Here is a 20129-nt window from a genome sequence, read left to right as displayed (position 1 = left end):
CCTGACATTTCCAACGGGAATCTGCGAACCCCATCACCCCTGTGACGTGGGAGGACGACCCGTCCGGCGGTGTTCATCGACGTTTCGCCAGGCGGACGGGGCAGTGACGCGGAGTCGATCAATGCGGTATGAATCTCACTCGTGTGGACGAGCACGAGGGTGGCCGCGGAGGCGCTGGACCGCGCCGACGAGCTCGCCACCTTGCGCGCCCGCTACGCCCTGCCCGGCGGGATGATCCGGGTCGACGGCACCAGCGGCGGCCTGCGCCCGCGGTCGACGTCCGCGCGGCTGCGGGAGTTCGTGGAGCACCGCTGGGACCACACCGGGTGGCCGCAGGTCGACGACGGCCTGCGCAGGCAGGCGCGGCTGGCCGCGTCCGCCGTGGCGCCGCTGATCGGGGCGCTGCCCGCGGAGGTCGCGGTCGCCGATTCGACGTCGATGAACCTGTTCAACGCGCTGCGCTCCGCCGCCGCGCTGCGCCCGGAGCGGCGGGTGCTGGCGATCGGGCGGAACTGCTTCGCCGCGGACCACTACCTGGCGCGTTCGGCCGCCGACTTCGCCGGCTGCACGCTGCGGATGGTCGACGACGTGGCCGAGTTGCCCGCCCAGCTCGACGAACAGGTCGCGGTCCTCGCGATGTCGCACGTCGACCCGCTCTCCGGCGCGGTGCGGGACGCGGCGGCGATCACCGCGGAAGCGCACCGCCACGGCGCGCTGTCGTTGTGGGACCTGAGCCATTCCGCCGGTGCGGTGCGGGTCGACCTGCGGGAGTGGGAGGCGGACTTCGCCGTCGGCTGCGGATACCGCTACCTCGGGGGCGGGTCCGGGGCGCCGGGCTATTCGTTCACCTCGCAGCAGCGGCGGGAGGAACTCGCGGCCGTGCAGCGGTGCGGCACGTCGTTCCCGGCGATGCCGCCGACGTTCGCGATCTCGGACCTGCGCGCCGGGCTGGCGGCGCTCAACGGCGCGACGCCCGCCGCGCTCGCCACGAAGTCGGCGGGCCTGGCCACGTACTTCCTGCGCTGCCTGCGGGAGCTGCCCGCGGGCGTCGCACCGGTCCCGGTGACGGAAGGCTCCCGCGGCGCCCACGTCTGCGTGACCCACCGCCACGCCCACTACGTGGCCCAGGAACTGCTGTCCCGCGGCGTGATCGTGGACCTCGCCGAGCCCACCACGATGCGGTTCAGCTTCGCGCCGACCTGGTTGCGCTACGCCGACGTGTGGGAGACCGCCGACCAGTTGCGGGCCGTCCTGCAGGACCTCGCGGAACGCGTGCGGCCGTGAGCTCGTTCCGCATCCGGTTCCGGTGGCGCCGCCTCGACTGCCAGGTGGGCCCGAGGGCGACGGCACGGGTCTTCGAACTGGCCGCGGTGGACTGCTTCGCGGATCGGACGCGGGATCGCGCGGGCGCGGAGACCCCGCTCAGGACACGACTTCGGTGTAGACGTCGGTGAGGCGGTTGCGGAGGGTGTGAGCCGGCGCGTCGGGCTGGATGCGCAGCTGGCGGGCGGCGGTGCGCATCGTCGAGACGATCCGCTGGGTGTGCTCCAGCCGCAGGTCGTCGCCGCCGCGCTCGATCAGCAGCGCGCGTTCGGTCGCGGCGTCCACCAGCCGTTCCAGCACGATGATCGACGGCCACCACACTTCGGCGGCGCGCCCCACCGAGGCGGGCTCCATCAGCTGCTGCTGCAGCGCGGTCCGCAGGTCCGACAGCTCCCGGTAGGTGCGGCGGCGCAGCGCGGACCGGCCCTGCACGCGCCCGGCCATGGACAGCGACACGTACTCGGAGACGGTGTCCACCGCGTCGGCGAGCCTGCCCGCCAGCGCCGGGGTTCGTCCCGGTGGCCACATCAGGTAGCCGACGACGAGCACGAGCACGCAGCCGAGCAGCGAATCCACCAGGCGCACGCGGGGCAACTGGTCCACGAACAGGTCGCTCTGGTGCATCTGCAGCAGCACGATCATCGTGACGACCATGGTGAACAGCCCGTAGTGCCTGCTGAGCGCCTCGGGGACGAACGCGGCGACCAGCACCGTCGCGATCGCGAGCCCCCACCCGGACGGCACCGCCAGCATCACGAGCCCGGCGATGAGCACACCGACCAGGGAGCCGATGCCGCGCAGCACGGTGCGGGCGAACACCGACCCGGAGTTCGGTTTGAGCACCAGCGCCACGGTCATCGCGATCCAGTACGAGTTCTGGAACTGCAGCGCGATCCCGATGCCCTCGGCGACCGACAGGCACAGCACCATGCGCAGCGTCAGCAGCCATCCGGTGCGGCCGATGCTGATGTTGCTGCGCCACAGGCGCAGGCGCTCCCACGGGCCGAGCCGTTCCCGGTAGTCCGGCAGGTCGGTCTCCTTGGCGCGCCGCCAGGATTCGATGAGGTCGGCGAGGCCCTGGTCCAGCGCGTGCACCATGATCGAACCGGAGGCGGCGGGCCGGTAGTGCGGCACGGTGGTGCCGTCCCGCACGCAGCGCGCGATGGTGCGCATCGCCTCCAGGGTGGGTTCGGCGGGCCGGATCCGGGCGTGCGCGAGCGCCACCGACGCCTCCACGACGGGGGTGGCGCGGGTGAGGATCACGTACAGCCGGTCGTGCACCCGGCTGCGGGAGATGGAGGCGCCGCCGACGAGGATGTCGTGCGCGTTGTCGAGCGCCTTCGTGAGGTCCTGCCGAGCGGTGATCGCGGCATCGGTCCCGGCGGCGTCGAACAGCCGCAGCAGCGCCTCGAAGACCCGCGCGACCGCGCCCCGCGCCGGGGCGGACCGGCGGAACGGCCAGGTCGCGGCGACCATCACCAGCAGCAGGACCTCACCGGCGACGAACCACACGATCTGCTCCCCGACGGGGATGCCCGCCGTGACGTGCCCGGTGGCCACAACGCAGAACGTGAGCATCTGCGCCCCCGCCGCCGCGCACAGGTCGTTGACCCGGCTGGAGAGCACGGACGGGATCGCGACCGCGACGACCACGACGGCCGCCCACAGCGGGGTCGGGGCCAGCGCTCCCGCGGCGAACCCGAACCCGCCGCTGAGCACGGTGAGCCCGACGCGGCGGATCCGGTACCGGTAGGAGCCGGTGAGGTCGGAGAAGCTGGCGCACAGCGCGCCGACGGAGACGAGCACCGCTTCGTCGAGCCGGTCGAACGCGATGCCTGCAAGGGTGGGTCCGCCGATGCCGAGGGCGGCGGCCACGATGCGGGTCCAGTCGAGCGGCAGCGGAGCGGGGCGCAACATCCGCAACAGCCATGCGGGCAGCAGTGCGCGCGAGTACCTGGTGGGTGCGGCGAGCGTTTCGGTCCGTGTCACGCACATCCCTCTCGCTGGTGGGGAATCCGCGCTCCACGCCGAGCGGCTGAGTGCGTGCATTGTCACGCCACTTCGCCACCGGTGGTTCAGCTCAGTGCAAGCATCACACGTTGCGGTGCATCACATCACCGGGTCGGGGTCAGCCGAAGGCCCTGATGATCCGGACCGCGATGGAGGTGATGATCAACCAGAACACCGCGGCGATGCCGAAGTTCACCAGCACGGCCAGTTGCGGGTTCTCCGGCGTGAACAGGTTCGAGAATCCGAGCGCGAGCGGCTGGGACCAGTCGGCCACGAAGCGGGTGATCCCGTTGTCCGGGTTGGCGCCGCCGACCGTGAGCACCACGTGCACCGTGAGCACCAGCGCGGCGAGCGTGCCGACCCAGCGGATCACCGAGGCGAGCACTCCGACGACCTGCGCGCGGGTCTTCGCCCAGTCGTACGACTTGCGCAGCCGCCGTCGCCCTCCGTTGGACCGGTCGCCGTCCTGCTCACCGGTGGTCGTGCCACCGACGTTCTCCGACATGCCCGGAAGTGTGACACGCGGCAACCCTCGAGAACTACCGCCGGGTAGCTCCCGTAGCTGGCTCGTGACCTGCGCTCACCGTGCGCATCCGGCTCGGCGCTCAGCCGAACACGCGGGCCAGGAGGCTGGCCACCAGGACCCAGAACGCGGCGGCCAGGCCGTAGTCGAACAGCAGCTGGAGCTGGGCGTTGGTCGTCTGGATCAGGCCGGGGAAGAACAGCGCCAACGGCTCGGCGGCGCCGCGCACCGAGTCGGCCAGCCCGTTCTCGCTGGGCAGGTGGAACAGCACCAGGACGATGTGCAGCACCAGGATGACGGCGAGCAGGAAGCCCGCGCCGTTGATCAGGGTGGCGATGCCGGAACGCCCCTTTTTCGCAGCCATGATCCCCAGTCTGCCCTCCCCGGCGACCAGGTCATTCCGCCGCATGGCGGTCGCTGCCGACCCAGCATGTGGGATAGCGGGTTGCGTCGCGGGCACCTCGTGCGGTTAACCTGGCGGACGTGGCACGCGTTCTCCTGCTTCGCCGCCGCGACGGGGTCAGTTAGACCGGCCCCTCGTCGCGGGGTAGCAACCTGTCGGTCGTCTGGTTCGCATTCAGACACCCACCAGCAGGAGACAACGCAGATGACTTCCGCGCAGGAACCGCAAGCACCGTTCGCGGGCAAGGTTCGCACCCCGTCCCGCCCGGCCCCTGCCGATCAAGCCCCGTGGAATCCGCAGCGCGGTTCCTCGATGCCCGTCCACCGCTACCGCCCGTTCCACGAGCTGGTCGAGGACGTATCGCTGCCGGACCGCACCTGGCCGGACCAGCGCATCACCCGCGCTCCGCTGTGGTGCGCGGTCGACCTGCGCGACGGCAACCAGGCGCTGATCGACCCGATGTCGCCCGCCCGCAAGCGCCGCATGTTCGACCTGCTGGTCAAGATGGGCTACAAGGAGATCGAGGTCGGCTTCCCGGCGGCGAGCCAGACGGACTACGACTTCGTCCGCGAGATCATCGAGGACGGCGCGATCCCGGAGGACGTGCGCATCCAGGTGCTGACGCAGTGCCGCCCGGAGCTGATCGAGCGCACCTTCGCCTCGCTGGAGGGCGCGCCGCGGGCCATCGTGCACGTCTACAACTCGACGTCGATCCTGCAGCGCCGCGTGGTGTTCCGCGAGGAGCGCGAGGGCATCAAGAAGATCGCCAAGATGGGCGCCGAGCTGGCGATGGAGTACGCGAGCAAGTACTCCGACACCGACTTCCGCTTCCAGTACTCCCCCGAGTCCTACACCGGCACCGAGCTGTCCTACGCCGCCGAGGTGTGCGACGCGGTCACCGAGATCTGGCAGGCCACCCCGGAGAACCCGGTGATCCTGAACCTGCCCGCGACGGTGGAGATGGCCACGCCGAACGTCTACGCCGACTCCATCGAGTGGATGCACCGGAACCTGGCGCGCCGCGACTCGGTGATCCTGTCGCTGCACCCGCACAACGACCGCGGCACCGGCATCGCCGCGGCCGAGCTGGGTTACCAGGCGGGTGCGGACCGCATCGAGGGCTGCCTGTTCGGCAACGGCGAGCGCACCGGCAACGTGGACCTGGTGGCGCTGGGCATGAACCTGTTCAGCCAGGGCGTCGACCCGCAGATCGACTTCTCGGACATCGACCACATCAAGCGCACCGTGGAGCACTGCAACCAGCTGCCGGTGCACGAGCGCCACCCGTGGGGCGGCGAGCTCGTCTACACCGCGTTCTCCGGCAGCCACCAGGACGCCATCAACAAGGGCCTGGAGGCGGTCCGGGTCGAGGCCGAGCGCGCGGGCGTCGACGTGGCGGACAACGAGTGGGAGGTCCCGTACCTGCCCATCGACCCGAAGGACGTAGGCCGCAGCTACGAGGCCGTGATCCGGGTGAACTCGCAGTCCGGCAAGGGCGGCGTCGCCTACGTGATGAAGAGCGAGCACCAGCTGGACCTGCCGCGCAAGCTGCAGATCGAGTTCTCGAAGCTGGTGCAGGCCCGCACGGACTCCGGCGGCGGCGAGGTCTCCCCCGACGCGATGTGGCAGGTGTTCTCCGAGGAGTACCTGGAGCCGCGCACCCCGCTGGAACTGGTCTCCCGCACCCTCAGCGGCGAAACGGGCCACGAGACGGTGACGGCGAAGGTCGTCGTGGACGGCACCGAGCAGGAGATCACCGGCTCCGGCAACGGCCCCATCGCCGCGTTCGTCGACGCCCTGAGCACCATCGGCCACGACGTGCGCGTCATGGACTACAACGAGCACGCCCTCACCGCCGGCGACGACGCGCGCGCCGCGTCGTACCTGGAGTGCGCCGTCGGCGACGAGATCTTCTGGGGCGCGGGCATCGACACCTCCACCGTCACGGCCTCGCTGCGCGCGGTCGTCTCGGCGGTGAACCGGGCCCACCGGTGACCGCCTCCCGCTGAACCGCCGCGAAGAGCCGCGCCCGCACCCGGAAACGGTGTGCTGGCGCGGCTTTTCGCGAGCACGACCTCCGAACCGGGCGCGGCACGGCGCATCCGAGGGACGTCGGGCGAGGTTCAGGAGTCCTGCCGCCGGTGGGCGCCCACTCCTCTGGGGTCGACGAGGCTTCGGAGGTCTCGGCCGCCGGGTTCGAAGGTGGGGAGGCTGCCGACCAGGATGGTCTCGCCCGGGGTGAACGGATCGCCCTTGCGGTGGCGGAACTTCGAGCGCGGCATCCTCGTGTCCATGATGGACAGACCGGTCAGCCAGGCGGAGAGGCCGCGGTGGTTCGCGGTGCACCACACCGCGATCGCGGTGCCCAGGATGAAACCGGCGGCCACCCGGTTCAGCTCGCCCGGACCGAGGTCGGCGAAGCCGATCAGCAGCACGTACTGACCGCTGCCGAAGAACAACCGGATCAGCAGCCGCGCCTTGCCGGGCAGCGCACCGTCCGGCAGCGCCGGGCGCAGCAGCACCGCCCGCTGCCCCAGCGTGCCGCCGCTGCCGATCAAAGTCGGCACCAGCAGCACCAGCGCGCCCGGCAGCCAGGCGTTCAACACCGCCCGCGCCGGCTCCGGCAGCGCCATCGACGGTGACGCCCCCGTGGTCAGGACCAGCACCGCCACGGCCGCGCTGTGCAGCGCGGCACCGGTCAGCGTCACCGCCGCCGCATCGCAGGCCATGCCCAGCAAGCGGCGCCCCGGCGTCACCCGGCGCGGCGTGAGCGGGCGCTCGGCGGGCTTCCCGCCGACCAGGTCCAGCACCGGCGTCAGCAGCAGGCCGAACGCGGCGCCCGCCGTGTTCGCCAGCAGGTCGTCCACGTCGAACAGCCGGTACGCGCACGGGTAGAGGAACCAGACCCCGGTGAACTGCGTCGATTCGATCAGCAGCGAGGCGCCGAGCCCGACCGCGATCGTCTTGAACCGGCCGAACCGGAACAGGTGGCGCACGAACATGCCCAGCGGCACGAACAACGCCACGTTCAGCAGCGCCTGCCCCACCATCGGATCCCGCACCAGCGCGCCCGCACCTCCGCTGGCGGCGCGGAAATCGTCGAGGAAGTGCAGCGGAACGAGCTGCGGCGCGTACTCGTCGGTGGCGCAGAAACCCGGCGACACCTCGGGCAGCGGCAGCAGGGTGTAGGTCATCAACGCCCAGCAGTGCACGACGAAGCCGAGCACGACCACGAGCCTGCCGACGCCGATGTCGCCGCGCCAGCGGTATTCGCGAGCCACGAACGGGACGAACAGCAGCACCGCCAGCACGACGCCGAACGCGATCGCCGTCACCGCGGGCGTCACCCGGTCGATCAACTCCACTCCTCGATCACTCGGCGCCTGGCGGAGGGCGCTCGCTCGGCCGGGCGCCCGGCGTTCCGCGCCGCCCCACCATTTCGCACCGTGCGCCGAGATCCCATCGGTCCGCGTCGAATGACGCAATCCCGCCTCCGACAGCGGTGCGTGCGCATTCGTTCACCCTCCGCAGGAATTCACGTCCTCGCTGGCAGGAGCGCCGGAATTCGCATTTTCGAGCGGACGCGGATGGCCGGATCACGCATAGCGCGACGAGAGGCCGAACAGCGCAACATTCGATTCGCGAAATCCGCCTTCCGGACTACCGGTACCGCCGGGCGGACCGCCGCGACCGGCTCATCCACTCAACTAAAGGAGGTAGTCGCAGGCGATCTTGAAGGGAGAAAATGCCACCGCGGCAAAAGGTTGCTGTGATCAGACTCACCCCTGGGGAAATTCGGGAGAGCGGCCGGTGGGCCTCCGGCCTGTCGGGGCCGGCCGCTTTCCCAGCGCGACGCTCCTCGCCGCCACCCGGGCCGGTCGCCACCACGCGAAGTTGATCACGATTGGCCACCCGATCGGTCGATGCCACTTGTCGCTTCCCCTCGCGCGCGGTTCAGTCGTCCTTTGCCGCACTGGCTCCCGGATCAAGCCCGAGGTGGACTGGACGACATGCTGCCGACCGACGACCACAGCGAAGACCTCCGATGGCGGATTCCCTGCCGCGACTCGGGCGGCGAGAATCGCACCGTGTCGGTCCTGGTCATGGGCGACCGGGTGGCCGTCGTGCTCCCACCCGGCGACACGCTGATCTTCGACGCGAACGAGGCGGACGATTTCGCGGCGCTGCTGGACAAGGTTTCGACTTTCACCGAACCGTCCGCCTGAACCCGCGGGAGCGCTCATGGCCCTGATCGACGCGGACCTGAGCTTCGACCCCCGAGACCCGTACTTCCCGCTGCCCGGCGAAACCGGTGACGTCCGGTGGGCCGTGCAGATCTTCACCACAGACAACGGTCACGGCCTCGACCCCGCGAGCACCCGGTTCCACGACGGGCACCTGCGCTGCGACCGGCTCGCGCTGCTCGGCCAGCAGCGCACCGCCGAAGGCGGTGCCGACGTCGACGTGCACCGGCGCGGCGACCGCGTCGAATGGTCCATCTCCGTCCGGCACCCGGAACCGGTGAAGGCGGTGAAGCTCCTGCTCACCGGACTTCCCGAGCGGACGTGGTGGGCGGCGAACACCGCGCGCGGGCAGGAGCACGGCATCGACGGCCGGCGCTTCCAGCTCGAATACCCCGGCCCGGACTGGGCGACCCCCTGGGCGGCGAGCGGCGACCTCACGCTCAGCGTGCGGGATCCGCTGGTGCGGCGGCAGATCCTGCACGTGCACCGGCCCGCCTACGCGCCCGGCCGGATCGTCGAGCTGGTGCACGTGCCCGCCGCCTCCGCGCGGACCTCCCAGTACCAGGTGCCGCCGATCCTGCTGCGCCGCAACGCGTCCGCACCCGACGGCGACCTCGACGAACACCTGTCCTTCGTGGAACGGGCGCACCGGGTGCAACCGTGGGAGCGGCGCCGCGACGTGCCGGACTGGCTGCGGGACGTCGCGCTGGTCGTCACGCTGCACGGCCAGCACTGGACGGGGCACGTGTTCAACACCTTCCCCGCCATGGCCGAAGCGCTGCGCTTCGTCACCGGGCACATCGAGCCGCACCGGGTGCTGGCGTACCTGCCCGGCTGGGAAGGCCGCTACTACCACGACTACCCGCGCTACCGGCCCGGCGCGGAACTCGGGGGGACGCAGGGGTTCCGCGAGCTCACCGACGCCGCCCGCGCGCTCGGGGTGCGGCTGATGCCGATGTTCGGCGGGCACGGGGCCAACGTCGCGCAGTACGCGGACTGGCGGAGCTCGGTGTTCCAGAACGACACCGGGCGCTACGTGGAACTGCTCAACCGGCCCGACTGGGACGGGGACCGCACCGGCGAGGGCGATCAGGTCTTCCTCAACCCCGGCGAGCCGGGATTCCGGGCGCACCTGGTCGATTCCGTGTCCGCGATCGTGCGGGAGTTCGGCGTGGACGCGGCGTTCTTCGACACCGTCGGCTACTGGTTCAACGATCCGCGGTACGAGCTCGTGGACGGCTACCGGCGGCTCGCCGAGGAGCTTCGGGAGCGGCACCCGGAGCTGCTGCTGGCGGCGGAAGGCTGGTGGGACGCGTTGTCCGGCATCTTCCCGCTGAGCCAGCAGTGGTTCGGCGTGGACCGGGACCTGCGGGCGCCGCAGGTGCTGACGCGGTACGCGCGCACCACCGGCCACCTCGCGGAGGGCACTCCGGGGCCGGGCAGCACCGGGGTGCACGAGAAGGGGTTCGTGCCACGGCGCGCGGACGTGGCGCGGCCCGGCCACATCCCCGTCGTGAGCATCGTCGGGGACACCCTCCCCGCGCACGCCGGCGACGTCGCCGCCATCGCCCGCTGGGCCCAGGACCACGGCGCGCCCTGACCGCCGCAAAACGCTCGGAGGGGCGGATCAGCGCCCGCGCTTTCGCGAACATGTCGAGTCCACGAAGGACCTCCACTGCTACCTCCGAGTCGCTGAACCGCGCGCACCACGAAATCCGCGACTCATGGCCGGGAAGGCGGCGAACGATCTCCCGCGAGTCGTCCCCAGCCGTTCAGGTGGTGATGGCCGTGGATTCGGCGCGGAGGGCGGCGAGGGCCGCGTGCACGGCGGGACGCCCGGAGGCACCTCGGCGGGTGAGGGCCTCGATGTTGCGACCGGCGCGGACCCCGGCGAGCGGGCGCATCACCAGGTTCGGGTTGTCCACCAGGTAGCGCGGCAGCAGGGCCACGCCGTGCCCGGCGGCCACCAGCGCCTCGGTGATGCGGAAGTCGTTGACCCGCTGCACCACTTCCGGCCGCGTCCCGGTGCGCACCGCGAGCGAACGCAGCACGTCGTCCACCGGGAACCCGACGTTGACGCCGATCCACGGCTCCCCCGCCAGCTCCGTGAGCTCCACCCGCGCGTTCCCGGACAACCGGTGTCCCGGCGGCAGCGCCACGTCCAGCGGTTCGCGGTAGAGCGAGGTGATCTCCGCGCGGGCCGCGTCGAACGGCGGCGCGTGATCGTCGCGGTGGGTCACGACCACGTCGAAGTCCGCGAGCAGCGCCGGCACCTCCGCCGAGGTCATGTCGACGTCGCGGAACTCCAGGCGCAGCTGCGGCTCGGCCGCCAGCCGCCGCAGCAGTCCGGGCAGCACCAGCAGCGCACCGGACGGGAACATCGCCAACCGCACCGTGCCGCGCGGCGCGGACCGGAAGCTGTTGAGCTCCGCGTCCATCCGGTCCATCGCGGCGAGCACCTCGTCGGCCCTGGTCACCAACGCCCAGCCCGCGTCGGTGAGCCGCAGCCCCCGCCCGGCGGGTTCGGTCAGCGGCACGCCCGCCTCCGCCTGCAACGCCCTGATCTGCTGGGAGACGGCGGACGGGGTGTAGTCCAATGCCTTCGCGACCGCGGTCACCGTCCCCCGGTCGGCCAGCTCGCGCAGCAACCGCAACCTCCGCACTTCCATGCAGCAAAGCTACATGGATGATGCAGACAATATTGCTTGTCCTTCACAGAAGGCCCGAGCACGCTCGCAAGCGTGAACGCCAGAGACCGCCTCCTCGCCGTGTTCGTAGCCGTGCTGTGGGGGATCAACTTCATCGCCATCGACTTCTCGCTCCGGCAGTTCCCGCCGATGTTCTTCGCCGGGCTGCGGTTCGCGGTGATCGCGGTGCCGACGCTGCTGCTCGTACCGCGTCCCGACGTGCGATGGCGGTGGCTGCTGGGCTACGGGTTCGGCTTCGGCACCTTGCAGTTCGCGTTCCTGTTCCTGGCGCTGGAATCCGGGATGCCGACCGGGCTCGCCTCGCTGGTGCTGCAGGCGTCGGCTCCGTTCACGGTGCTGCTGGGCGGGATCCTGCTGCGGGAGAGGATCCGCGCGGCGCAGGCCGTCGGCATCGTCGTGGCCGTGCTCGGCATGGCGGTCATCGGCTGGCACCGGGCGCAGGCGGCGGCGCTGCTACCGGTGGTGCTCACGCTGTGCGGAGCGCTCGGCTGGGCGTTCGGCAACCTGTGCAACCGCCAGGCGAAGGCGTCGGACCCGCTGCGCCTGACGCTGTGGATGTCGATCGTGCCGCCGCTGCCGATGTTCGCGCTCTCCGCGCTGGTCGAGGGACCGGGCCTCGGGTGGCGCGCGCTCGCCGGCTCGGTCACCTCCGCCACGGGCTGGGCCGCGCTGGGCGGGCTGGCGTTCACCGCGGTGCTGGCGACGGTGCTCGGCTCGGGCATCTGGACGACGTTGATGGCGCGGCACCCGGCGAGCACGGTCGCCCCGTTCTCGCTGCTGGTGCCGGTCGTGGGAGTCACCTCGGCGTGGCTCGTCCTGGGCGAGCGGCCACATCCGATCGAGCTCCTCGCGGGCGCGGTCGTCATCACCGGAGTCCTGCTGGGCAGCCTCCCGCCCCGATCGACACCACCACCCCTCCGGCCGACGGGGACCACCGCCCCGGAACCCGCACGCCCCGCATGACTGCACCCGCTCCGGGATGAACGGCGTCAGGTCGCCGGTTGTGCGGTGCCGAGGGGGCTCAGGTCGGGGGTTTCCTCGGTGGCGGGGTGGAGCAGGCCGTCCCGGATGGCTTCGGCGTGGTGGCAGGCGACGCGGTGGCCGCCGGTGATGGTGCGCAGCTCGGGGCGTTCCGTGCCGCAGCGGTCCGGACTGCTCCACGGGCAGCGGGTGTGGAACCGGCAGCCCGCCGGTGGCGCCGCGGGCGAGGGCAGGTCGCCGGAGAGCAGGATCTGCTCGCGGTGGTCCTCGACTTCCGGGTCCGGCACGGGCACCGCGGACAGCAGCGCGCGGGTGTACGGGTGCAGCGGCTCGGCGTACAGGTCGTCCGAAGTGGCCTCCTCCACGAGCCCGCCGAGGTACATCACGCCGACCCGGTCGGCGATGTGCCGCACGACGGCGAGGTCGTGCGCGATGACCAGGTAGGTGAGCCCGAACTCCCCCTGCAGGTCTTCGAGCAGGTTGACGACCTGCGCCTGCACGGACACGTCGAGCGCCGAGACCGGTTCGTCGGCGACGATCAGGTCCGGCCCCACCGCGAGCGCCCGCGCGATGCCGATGCGCTGGCGCTGGCCGCCGGAGAACTCGTGCGGGTACTTGCGCAGCGCGGAGACGGGCAGGCCGACGGCGGTGAGCAGCTCGCGGAGCCTGGTCGCGGTGGCCTCGCGACCGCGGTCGAGCCCGTGCGCGCGCATCCCCTCCACCAGCAGCGCCTCCACGGACTGCCGCGGATCCAGCGAGGACAGCGGGTCCTGGAAGACCATCTGCATCCGGCGGCGCATCGTGCGCAGCGGTTCGCCCTTCATCCCCGACAGGTCGGTTCCGTCGAACACGACGCTGCCCGCGGTGGGCCGCTCCAGGCGCAGCAGCGCTCTGCCCAAAGTGGACTTCCCGCAGCCGGATTCCCCGACCAGGCCGTAGGTCTCGCCGCGCCGGATGCTCAGCGACACCCCGTCGACGGCGTAGACGTGGCCCACGGTGCGGTCCAGCACGACGCCGCGCTTGATCGGGAAGTGCACGGCGAGGTCGGTGACCTCGACCAGCACCTCGGGATCCGCGTCGCTACCAGTGGGTTCGTTCGTCATGACAGCTCCGCAGTGCTCACGGCGTTCTCCCGGACCGGGTTGTGGCAGCGCAGCAACCGCGCCCCCACGTCGATGCTCACGTCCGGCGGTTCCTGTTCGCAGATCTCCAGCGCGTTCGGGCAGCGCGGGCAGAACGCGCAGCCCGTGTCCCACGGGATGTTGTCGCTCACCGAGCCGCGGATCGGCGAAAGCCGTTGGCCCCGCGGCGAATCCAGCCGGGGCACCGAAGCCAGCAGCCCGGAGGTGTAGGGGTGGCGCGGCCGGGAGAACAGCTCGTGGCGGGTGGCGCGTTCCACGACGCGCCCCGCGTAGAGCACGTTGACCTCGTCGCACAACCCGGCCACCACGCCCAGGTCGTGCGTGATCATGATCAGTGCCGTGCCGGTGTCGGCGACGAGCTTCGCCAGCAGGTTCAGGATCTGCGCCTGGATCGTCACGTCCAACGCGGTCGTCGGCTCGTCGGCGATGAGCAGCCGCGGCCGGCACGCCAGCGCCATCGCGATCAGCGCGCGCTGCCGCATGCCGCCGGAGAGCTGGTGCGGGTACTCCTTGAGCCGCCGGGTCGGGTCCGGGATGCCCACGCGGCGCAGCAGGTCCGACGCCTCCGGCATCGCCTGCTTGCGGCTGAGGCCCCGGTGGCGCTCGATCACCTCGGAGACCTGCAAACCGATGGGCACCACCGGGTTCAGCGAGCTCAGCGGGTCCTGGAACACCATGCTCAGGTCCCGCCCGCGCCGCTGGTCGAGCTCCTTCTTGCCGAGCGCCAGCAGGTCCGTCCCGTCGAACCGCACCGAGCCGGTCACCTCCGCGCCGCGCTGCGGCAGCAGGCCCATGATCGCCAGCGAGGTGACGGACTTTCCGCACCCGGACTCCCCGACCAGGCCGACGGTGCGGCCCGGTTCGACGTCGAAGGAGATGCCGTCGACCGCCGTCATCGGCGGCTCACCTCGGCGCGCGAACACCACCGACAGGTCGCGGACTTCCAGCAATGCCATATCCGAGGTCCTCACACGGGGAAGGTGACGGCGATCAGCGTCGCCGCTTCGGGTCCAGGGCGTCCCGCAACGACTCGCCGACCAGGGTGAACCCCAGGGCGACGAGGATGATGCAGCCCGCGGGCCAGAACGCCAGCTGCGGATGCGAGTCGATGACGTCCTGCGCACCGCCCAGCATCTGGCCCCACTCGGGAACCGAGTCGTCGGCCGCGCCGAGCCCCAGGAACGACAGCGCGGCGGCGTCGATGATCGCCACCGCCAGCACCAGCGTGGCCTGCACGACCACCGGTCCGAGCGCGTTGGGCAGCATGTGCCGGAACACGATGGCGCTCTCCCGCACGCCCAGCGCCCGCGCGGCGAGCACGTGATCGCTGGCGCGCTGCGCGAGCATCGTGCCGCGCAGCAACCTGCCGAAGATCGGCACCTGCACGATCGCCACGGCCAGGATCACCGTGAACTGGCTCTGCTGCGCGAACAACGCCCCGATGGACACCGCCAGCAGCAGCGACGGCACCGACAGCAGCACGTCCACGACGCGCATCACCAGCGAGTCCACCCAGCCGCCGAACGCGCCCGCCAGCAGACCGAGCACCAGCCCGCCGCCGAGCCCGATCACCGTGGCCAGCAGCGCCACCAGCAACGTCTGCTGCGAACCGAGCAGCAACCGGGAGAACAGGTCCCGGCCGTACTGGTCACCGCCGAGCGGATGTCCGGGCTGCGCGGGCGGAATCGTGTTGTCCGCGCGCGACACCTGGTTCTCCAGCAGGTGCAGTCCCGGGTCGTGCGGCGCCAGCAGCGGCGCCAGCAGGGCCAGCAGCACGAACAGGCCGATGATCGTGGCCCCGACGAGGAACACCGGGCTGCGCCGCACCCGCCGCCACGCGGAGGCGACCAGGCTCACCCCGACGTCGGGTGCCGATTCGGCGAGCTCGTCGATGCGCGTCTTGCGCGTGGTGGGGGTCGTCATGGTCACCTCGCCCGCAATCTGGGGTCGATCAGCGCGTACGAGAGGTCGACGAGCAGGTTGACCAGCACGTACACCATCGCCGCTGCGAGGATCACCACTTGCAGCACCGGGAAGTCCTTGCGTTCGAAGCCGACGGCGACGGCTTGGCCGATGCCCGCGATGTTGAACACCCGCTCGGTCAGCACCGCGCCCGCCAGCAGCGCACCGGTCTGCAGGCCGATGGTGGTGACCACCGGGAGCATCGCGTTGTGCAGCACGTGCCTGCCGCGGATCACCATGGCGCTGAGGCCCTTCGCGCGGGCGGTGCGCACGTAGTCCTCGTCGAGCACGTCGAGCACCGCCGCCCTGGTGATCCGGAAGATCACCGCGAACGGGATGGTGGACAGCGCGATCGCGGGCAGGACCAGGTGCACGAACGCGTTCCACGACGCGTCCCACTCGCGGGTCAGCAGCCCGTCGAGGATGTAGAAGCCGGTGACGTGGGTGGCTTGGATCCCGGTGTCCTGCCTGCCCGACGCGGGCAGCACGCCCAGCTGCACGGCGAACACGAACTTCAGCAGGAACGCCAGGAAGAACACCGGCACCGCGACACCGACCAGCGACCAGGTGATGCTGATGTTGTCCCACCAGCCGCCGCGGCGGCGCGCGGCGAGGTAGCCGAGCGGAATGCCCACGGCCACGGCCAGCAGCAGCGCGAACAGCGAGAGCTCGATGGTGGCGGGGAACCGGACCAGGAAGACCTCCAGCGCGGGCGCTCCCCGCTCCACCCCGGTGGAGGTGCCGAAGTCACCGGTGAGCGCGCGCAGCAGGAACTTCCCGTACTGCACCCAGATCGGCTGGTCCAGGCCCAGCTGCGATTCCAGCTGGGCGCGGGCTTCCGGGGTGGCCCGGTCGCCGAGCAGCGCCGAGACGGGCCCGCCGGGCAGCATGCGCAACCAGCCGAACAACAACATGGACAGGACGAAGACGACGAGCACCAGCTGCGCCAGTCGTCGAATCGTGTAGCGGAGCAAGCGTCCCCCGTTGAGCGGTCGTGAACTGCGGAGCGGGGGCCGGACGCGACCGCGGGACCTGCTCGGTCACCTGCGGGCGGGTGCGCGCCCGGCCCCACCTGGTCAACCGGTGACGCTGACCCCGGCGAACTCCTCAGCGGTCAGCGGCGACGGGACCAGGCCCTGCACCCGCTCGCTGACCACGATCGCCGGCGGCGAGTGGGACAGCGGCACGGCGGGCAGGTAATCGCTGAGCAGCTTGCGGTTGACCTCCTGGTAGAGCGCGTCGCGGCGCGCGTCGTCGGGTTCGGCGTCGGCGGTCCGCAGCTCCGTCGCGAGCTGCTCGCCCCACGGGGACGCCGCGGTGTAGAAGCGGTTGTCCGGGGTGCCGAAGAACGTGCCGATGAAGTTGTCCGGCGTGTTGTAGTCGCCGGTCCAGCCGAGCAGGAACACGTCGGCGCGGGCGTTGTCCACGTCGTCGATGTAGCCGCCGTTCCACGGCTTGCTCACCGCGTTCACCGTGATCCCGGCTTCGCGGAGGTCCTCGGCGAGCGCGTTGAAGATGCCCTGCGGGTCCGGCATGTACGGCCGGGTGACCTCGGCGGGCCAGTAGAAGTTCAGCGTCAGCCCCGTTGCCCCGGCCTCGGCCAGCAGCTGCTTGGCGCGCGCTGGGTCGTGCGGGTACTGCTGCACGTCGTCGGCGTAGCCGTCGACGGTGTCCGGGTAGAACGCCTTCGCGACCTCGGCGCCTTCCGGCAGGTTCGCCTTGACCAGGTTCTCCCGGTCCACCGCGTGCGCCAGCGCCTGGCGGACCCGCAGGTCCCGCAGCGCGGGGTTGTTCTTCTGCGTGATGCCCAGGTACATGATGTTGAACGGGTCGCGGACCTCGACCTTGTTGCCCGCCTCGCGCAACGCCTTCAGGTCGGCGGCGTTGGGGAAGTCGTAGGCGTCGATGCCGCCGGATTCGAGTTCCTGCTTGCGCGTCGTCTCGTCCGGGATGATCCGGAACGTGAGGTCGTTGAGCTTGGCCTTCTCGCCCCAGTACTCGTCGTTGCGCTCCAACCGGATCGCGGCGTTGCCCGAGTCGTAGGAGGCGAACTTGAACGGCCCGGTGCCCGTCGGGTGCGCACTGGCGTACTCGGGGTAGGCGAAGCTGTCGCCCACGGCCCGCACGTCGTTGGCCTTGTACTGCTCCATCGCGGCCGGGGACTGCATGCTGAACGACGGAAGTCCCAGCAGGTCGGGGAACTTCGAGGTCGCGCGCGTCAGGTGCACCGCGGCGGTGGCCGCGTCCGGGGAGTCGCACGACGCGTACAGCGAGGGCTTGGCGCCGTCGGCGAAGCCGCCGAAGTTCTCGATCCAGTAGTACGACAGCGCGTTGTTCTGGCCCGCGCCGGTCTGGTCGTACCAGCGCTCGAAGTTCTTGCAGACGGCCTCGCCGTTGAAGTCGGTGCCGTCGTGGAACTTCACGCCTTGGCGCAGGTGGAACGTCCAGGTCTTGCCGTCGGGGCTGTGCTCCCAGCGCTCGGCGAGTTCGGGTTCGACGTCCGCGGTGCCTTCCTTGAACCCGACGAGTCCCTCCATGATCTGGCGGGTCACCCGGAACGTCTCCCCGTCGGACGCGTAGAACGGGTCGAAGAGGTCCGGGGCGCCGGCTGCGCCGAAGGTGAGGCTGCCGCCCTCACCACCGCCTTCGCCGCGCTGCGATTCGGCACATCCTGCCGCTGCGACCGCTAATGCGCAGGTGATCCCCACGACGGCGGCCCGACGCCGGACACCGGTCGAGCGGAGCGGCCTCGACGGAGCTCTCATCTAAAGCACCTCGATGTGTCTCAAGTCTCACATTGCCGAGAACAGTAGTCCGCTTCGCCGCCCCTTTGGAGTAGTTGAGGTTACGATCTCGCTACTCGAGCGGACTTTGCGCACTTCTTTTTCCCGCGACTTCCCGAAATACTGGGAATCCGGTCACCGCATTCGACGCGGGGCGCTCTTTCGGGCCGCGCACGTCCGCTGACCTCGAATGATCCGCGATGCTCCCGAAAGATGATCCGAGGACGATCAATTAACCCGGACGGCGCAACGAATGTGGACCGTTCACCTGAACCGCGCGGAACGACGAGAATCCGAGAACGATCACCGGCGAAGATCGAATTGCGCCCGGCGCGGAGATCAGTCGAGCGGCCCGTCCGGGCGAGCGCGGACGTCGGCGCGGGCTCGGGTGCGGTCCGCGGCGAACCACTCCCGCTCGAAGTGCTGCCAGCGGCGCAGTTCGCGACGGGAGCCTTCACCATCGCGGGCCACGGCGCGCTCCAACCGCAGCGACTCCGCCACCTCCACCCAGACCGCGGTGGACAGATCAGGCGCGGCTGCCGCGCGAGCGGCGGAAACCCCTTCCAGCACCAGGATCCGCGGCACCGCCACGTCGACGCGAGCCCCGAGCACCGGCCGCCCGCCCGGCCACTCCGTGCGCCGGTAGCTCCCGGCGCGACCCGCCCGCAGCGGTTCGAGCACGCCGTCGCGCAACCGGGGCCACCACTCGACGGGCTCGTCCCACGTGGCGAAGTCATCGGTGCGGATCAGCCGCACCGGACCGGGATCCGCATCACCGGGCGCCCTCGGGGCGGACAAGCGGGAGATCAGCAGATCGGCGAACGTGGACTTGCCGGAACCCGACGGCCCGTCCACGGCCACGAACCGCACCCCGCCGAGCCGAGCCGGAGCAGCGCGGACGTGCTCGGCCGCCGCAGCGACGGCCGACCGGAAATCGCTCATCACGCGCACCGCTCATCGCCAGGCGGCGAGCACCGCGTGGGCGGGCGCACGTCCCGCCCACGCGGGCTCACATCGAGCGACGCCCCGACAGGGCGCGACCCAGCGTCAGCTCGTCCGCGAACTCCAGGTCACCGCCCATCGGGAGCCCGGAAGCCAGTCGCGTCACGTTCAAACCGGGGAAGTCCCGCAGCATCCGCACCAGGTACGTCGCCGTGGCCTCCCCCTCGGTGTTCGGGTCCGTCGCGATGATCACCTCGGTGATCTCGTCGGTGCCGATGCGCGTCAGCAGCTGCCGCACCCGAAGCTGGTCCGGCCCGATTCCCGACAACGGATCCAGCGCCCCGCCGAGCACGTGGTAGCGGCCCTTGAACTCGCGGGTGCGCTCCACCGCGAGCACGTCCTTGGGCTCCTCCACCACGCACACCACCGACACGTCGCGGCGCGCGTCCTGGCAGATCCGGCACTTCTCGTGCTCGGAGACGTTGCCGCAGACCTCGCAGAACATCACGCCTTCCTTGACCTTCTGCAGCACCTCCTGCAGCCGGGTCACGTCCGCCGGTTCCGCCGCCAGCAGGTGGAAGGCGAGGCGCTGGGCGCTCTTCGGACCGATGCCGGGCAGCCTGCCCAGCTCGTCAATCAAGTCCTGGACCGGACCTTCGTACACTGTGGACGCTCCGTCACATGCCGGGCAGGCCGAGGCCGCCCAGTCCCTGACCGCCCAGCGCGCCGGTCACCGGGCCCATCTTCTCGGCTTGCAGCTCCTGCGCCGCGCGGTTCGCGTCGCGCACCGCGGCCACCACCAGGTCCGAGAGGGTCTCGGTGTCCTCGGGGTCGGCGGCCTTCGGGTCGATGTTGACCGACTTCAGCTCGCCCGTGCCGCTGACCACCGCCGTCACCAGGCCGCCGCCCGCGGTGCCGGTGGCCTCCGCGTCGGCGAGTTCCTGCTGCGCGGTCATCAGCTGCTGCTGCATCTGCTGCGCCTGTTCCATGATCTGCTGCATGTTCGGCTGGCCACCCGGTTGCACCGTGGTCCTCCCAGAGCTGTTCTTGGTCACCGCTGGAGTTCGCCGCGGGGCGTTCGCACCCGGCGTTCCGGTCGCGCGACCGG

The 20129-nt window shown here is 71.0% G+C and carries 18 protein-coding genes; 5 read left to right on the top strand and 13 right to left on the bottom strand.

The genetic code is table 11. The features are described from left to right. Positions 1-141 precede the first annotated feature (141 nt). The gene (locus OOZ19_RS20225) at positions 142-1284 is read left to right on the top strand and encodes an aminotransferase class V-fold PLP-dependent enzyme (protein WP_266091688.1); all 1143 of its coding nucleotides are present in this window, start codon (positions 142-144) and stop codon (positions 1282-1284) included. A 138-nt stretch (positions 1285-1422) separates the two neighbouring features. On the opposite strand, the gene OOZ19_RS20220 is transcribed toward OOZ19_RS20225, so the two are convergent. From OOZ19_RS20220 to OOZ19_RS20210, 3 genes are all read right to left on the bottom strand, one after another. Continuing rightward, on the bottom strand, positions 1423-3312 hold the full coding sequence (locus OOZ19_RS20220) for an FUSC family protein (protein WP_266091687.1): 1890 nt from the start codon (positions 3310-3312) through the stop codon (positions 1423-1425). A gap of 139 nt (positions 3313-3451) precedes the next feature. Continuing rightward, positions 3452-3838: a hypothetical protein gene (locus OOZ19_RS20215; protein WP_266091686.1), complete on the bottom strand. Its 387-nt coding sequence runs from the start codon at positions 3836-3838 to the stop codon at positions 3452-3454. Between the two features lie 100 nt (positions 3839-3938). Then, positions 3939-4220, bottom strand: coding sequence for a hypothetical protein (locus OOZ19_RS20210; RefSeq protein ID WP_266091685.1), 282 nt, complete (start codon positions 4218-4220; stop codon positions 3939-3941). Positions 4221-4463: 243 nt separating this feature from the next. Between OOZ19_RS20210 and leuA the strand changes: the two genes are divergently transcribed. Further along, positions 4464-6254: a 2-isopropylmalate synthase gene (gene leuA / locus OOZ19_RS20205; protein WP_266091684.1), complete on the top strand. Its 1791-nt coding sequence runs from the start codon at positions 4464-4466 to the stop codon at positions 6252-6254. Positions 6255-6382: 128 nt separating this feature from the next. On the opposite strand, the gene OOZ19_RS20200 is transcribed toward leuA, so the two are convergent. Then, positions 6383-7618, bottom strand: coding sequence for a VanZ family protein (locus OOZ19_RS20200; protein ID WP_266091683.1), 1236 nt, complete (start codon positions 7616-7618; stop codon positions 6383-6385). Positions 7619-8269: 651 nt separating this feature from the next. Here OOZ19_RS20200 and OOZ19_RS20195 point away from each other — a divergent pair. Together OOZ19_RS20195 and OOZ19_RS20190 are read left to right on the top strand one after the other, a co-directional pair. Continuing rightward, positions 8270-8485 carry a hypothetical protein gene (locus tag OOZ19_RS20195; RefSeq protein ID WP_266091682.1) on the top strand — a complete coding sequence of 72 codons (216 nt, stop codon included), beginning with the start codon at positions 8270-8272 and terminating at the stop codon, positions 8483-8485. Between the two features lie 16 nt (positions 8486-8501). Further along, positions 8502-10103: a hypothetical protein gene (locus tag OOZ19_RS20190; RefSeq protein WP_266091681.1), complete on the top strand. Its 1602-nt coding sequence runs from the start codon at positions 8502-8504 to the stop codon at positions 10101-10103. 172 nt (positions 10104-10275) lie between these two features. On the opposite strand, the gene OOZ19_RS20185 is transcribed toward OOZ19_RS20190, so the two are convergent. After that, complete coding sequence (locus tag OOZ19_RS20185) at positions 10276-11172, bottom strand: LysR family transcriptional regulator (protein ID WP_266091680.1); 897 nt, start codon at positions 11170-11172, stop codon at positions 10276-10278. 72 nt (positions 11173-11244) lie between these two features. On the opposite strand from OOZ19_RS20185, the gene OOZ19_RS20180 reads away from it, so the two are divergent. Next, positions 11245-12174 carry an EamA family transporter gene (locus OOZ19_RS20180; protein ID WP_266091679.1) on the top strand — a complete coding sequence of 310 codons (930 nt, stop codon included), beginning with the start codon at positions 11245-11247 and terminating at the stop codon, positions 12172-12174. A gap of 26 nt (positions 12175-12200) precedes the next feature. On the opposite strand, the gene OOZ19_RS20175 is transcribed toward OOZ19_RS20180, so the two are convergent. The 8 genes from OOZ19_RS20175 to OOZ19_RS20140 form a co-directional block, all read right to left on the bottom strand. Further along, positions 12201-13295 carry an ABC transporter ATP-binding protein gene (locus OOZ19_RS20175; protein ID WP_266091678.1) on the bottom strand — a complete coding sequence of 365 codons (1095 nt, stop codon included), beginning with the start codon at positions 13293-13295 and terminating at the stop codon, positions 12201-12203. Beyond that, the gene (locus tag OOZ19_RS20170; RefSeq protein WP_266091677.1) at positions 13292-14290 is read right to left on the bottom strand and encodes an ABC transporter ATP-binding protein; all 999 of its coding nucleotides are present in this window, start codon (positions 14288-14290) and stop codon (positions 13292-13294) included. Before OOZ19_RS20170 ends, OOZ19_RS20175 begins: the two co-directional genes overlap by 4 nt. A 34-nt stretch (positions 14291-14324) precedes the next feature. Next, positions 14325-15257, bottom strand: a complete 933-nt coding sequence (locus OOZ19_RS20165; protein ID WP_266091676.1) for an ABC transporter permease — start codon at positions 15255-15257, stop codon at positions 14325-14327. 2 nt (positions 15258-15259) lie between these two features. Next, a complete protein-coding gene (locus OOZ19_RS20160) occupies positions 15260-16270 on the bottom strand; it encodes an ABC transporter permease (protein WP_266091675.1) in 1011 nt (336 codons plus the stop codon). A 102-nt stretch (positions 16271-16372) separates the two neighbouring features. After that, entirely contained in the window at positions 16373-18061 is a 1689-nt protein-coding gene (locus tag OOZ19_RS20155; protein ID WP_266091674.1) for an ABC transporter substrate-binding protein, read from the bottom strand. 357 nt (positions 18062-18418) lie between these two features. Then, positions 18419-19021, bottom strand: a complete 603-nt coding sequence (locus tag OOZ19_RS20150) for a uridine kinase family protein (RefSeq protein ID WP_266091673.1) — start codon at positions 19019-19021, stop codon at positions 18419-18421. A 67-nt stretch (positions 19022-19088) separates the two neighbouring features. Continuing rightward, a complete protein-coding gene (gene recR / locus OOZ19_RS20145) occupies positions 19089-19685 on the bottom strand; it encodes a recombination mediator RecR (RefSeq protein ID WP_266091672.1) in 597 nt (198 codons plus the stop codon). A 13-nt stretch (positions 19686-19698) separates the two neighbouring features. Beyond that, positions 19699-20046, bottom strand: a complete 348-nt coding sequence (locus tag OOZ19_RS20140) for a YbaB/EbfC family nucleoid-associated protein (RefSeq protein WP_266091715.1) — start codon at positions 20044-20046, stop codon at positions 19699-19701. Positions 20047-20129 lie beyond the last annotated feature (83 nt).

Source organism: Saccharopolyspora sp. NFXS83 (assembly GCF_026241095.1).
Taxonomy (GTDB): Bacteria; Actinomycetota; Actinomycetes; order Mycobacteriales; family Pseudonocardiaceae; genus Saccharopolyspora_C.
Note: the sequence above shows the minus strand (reverse complement) of the source record. Positions and strands in the feature narration are given on the sequence as shown.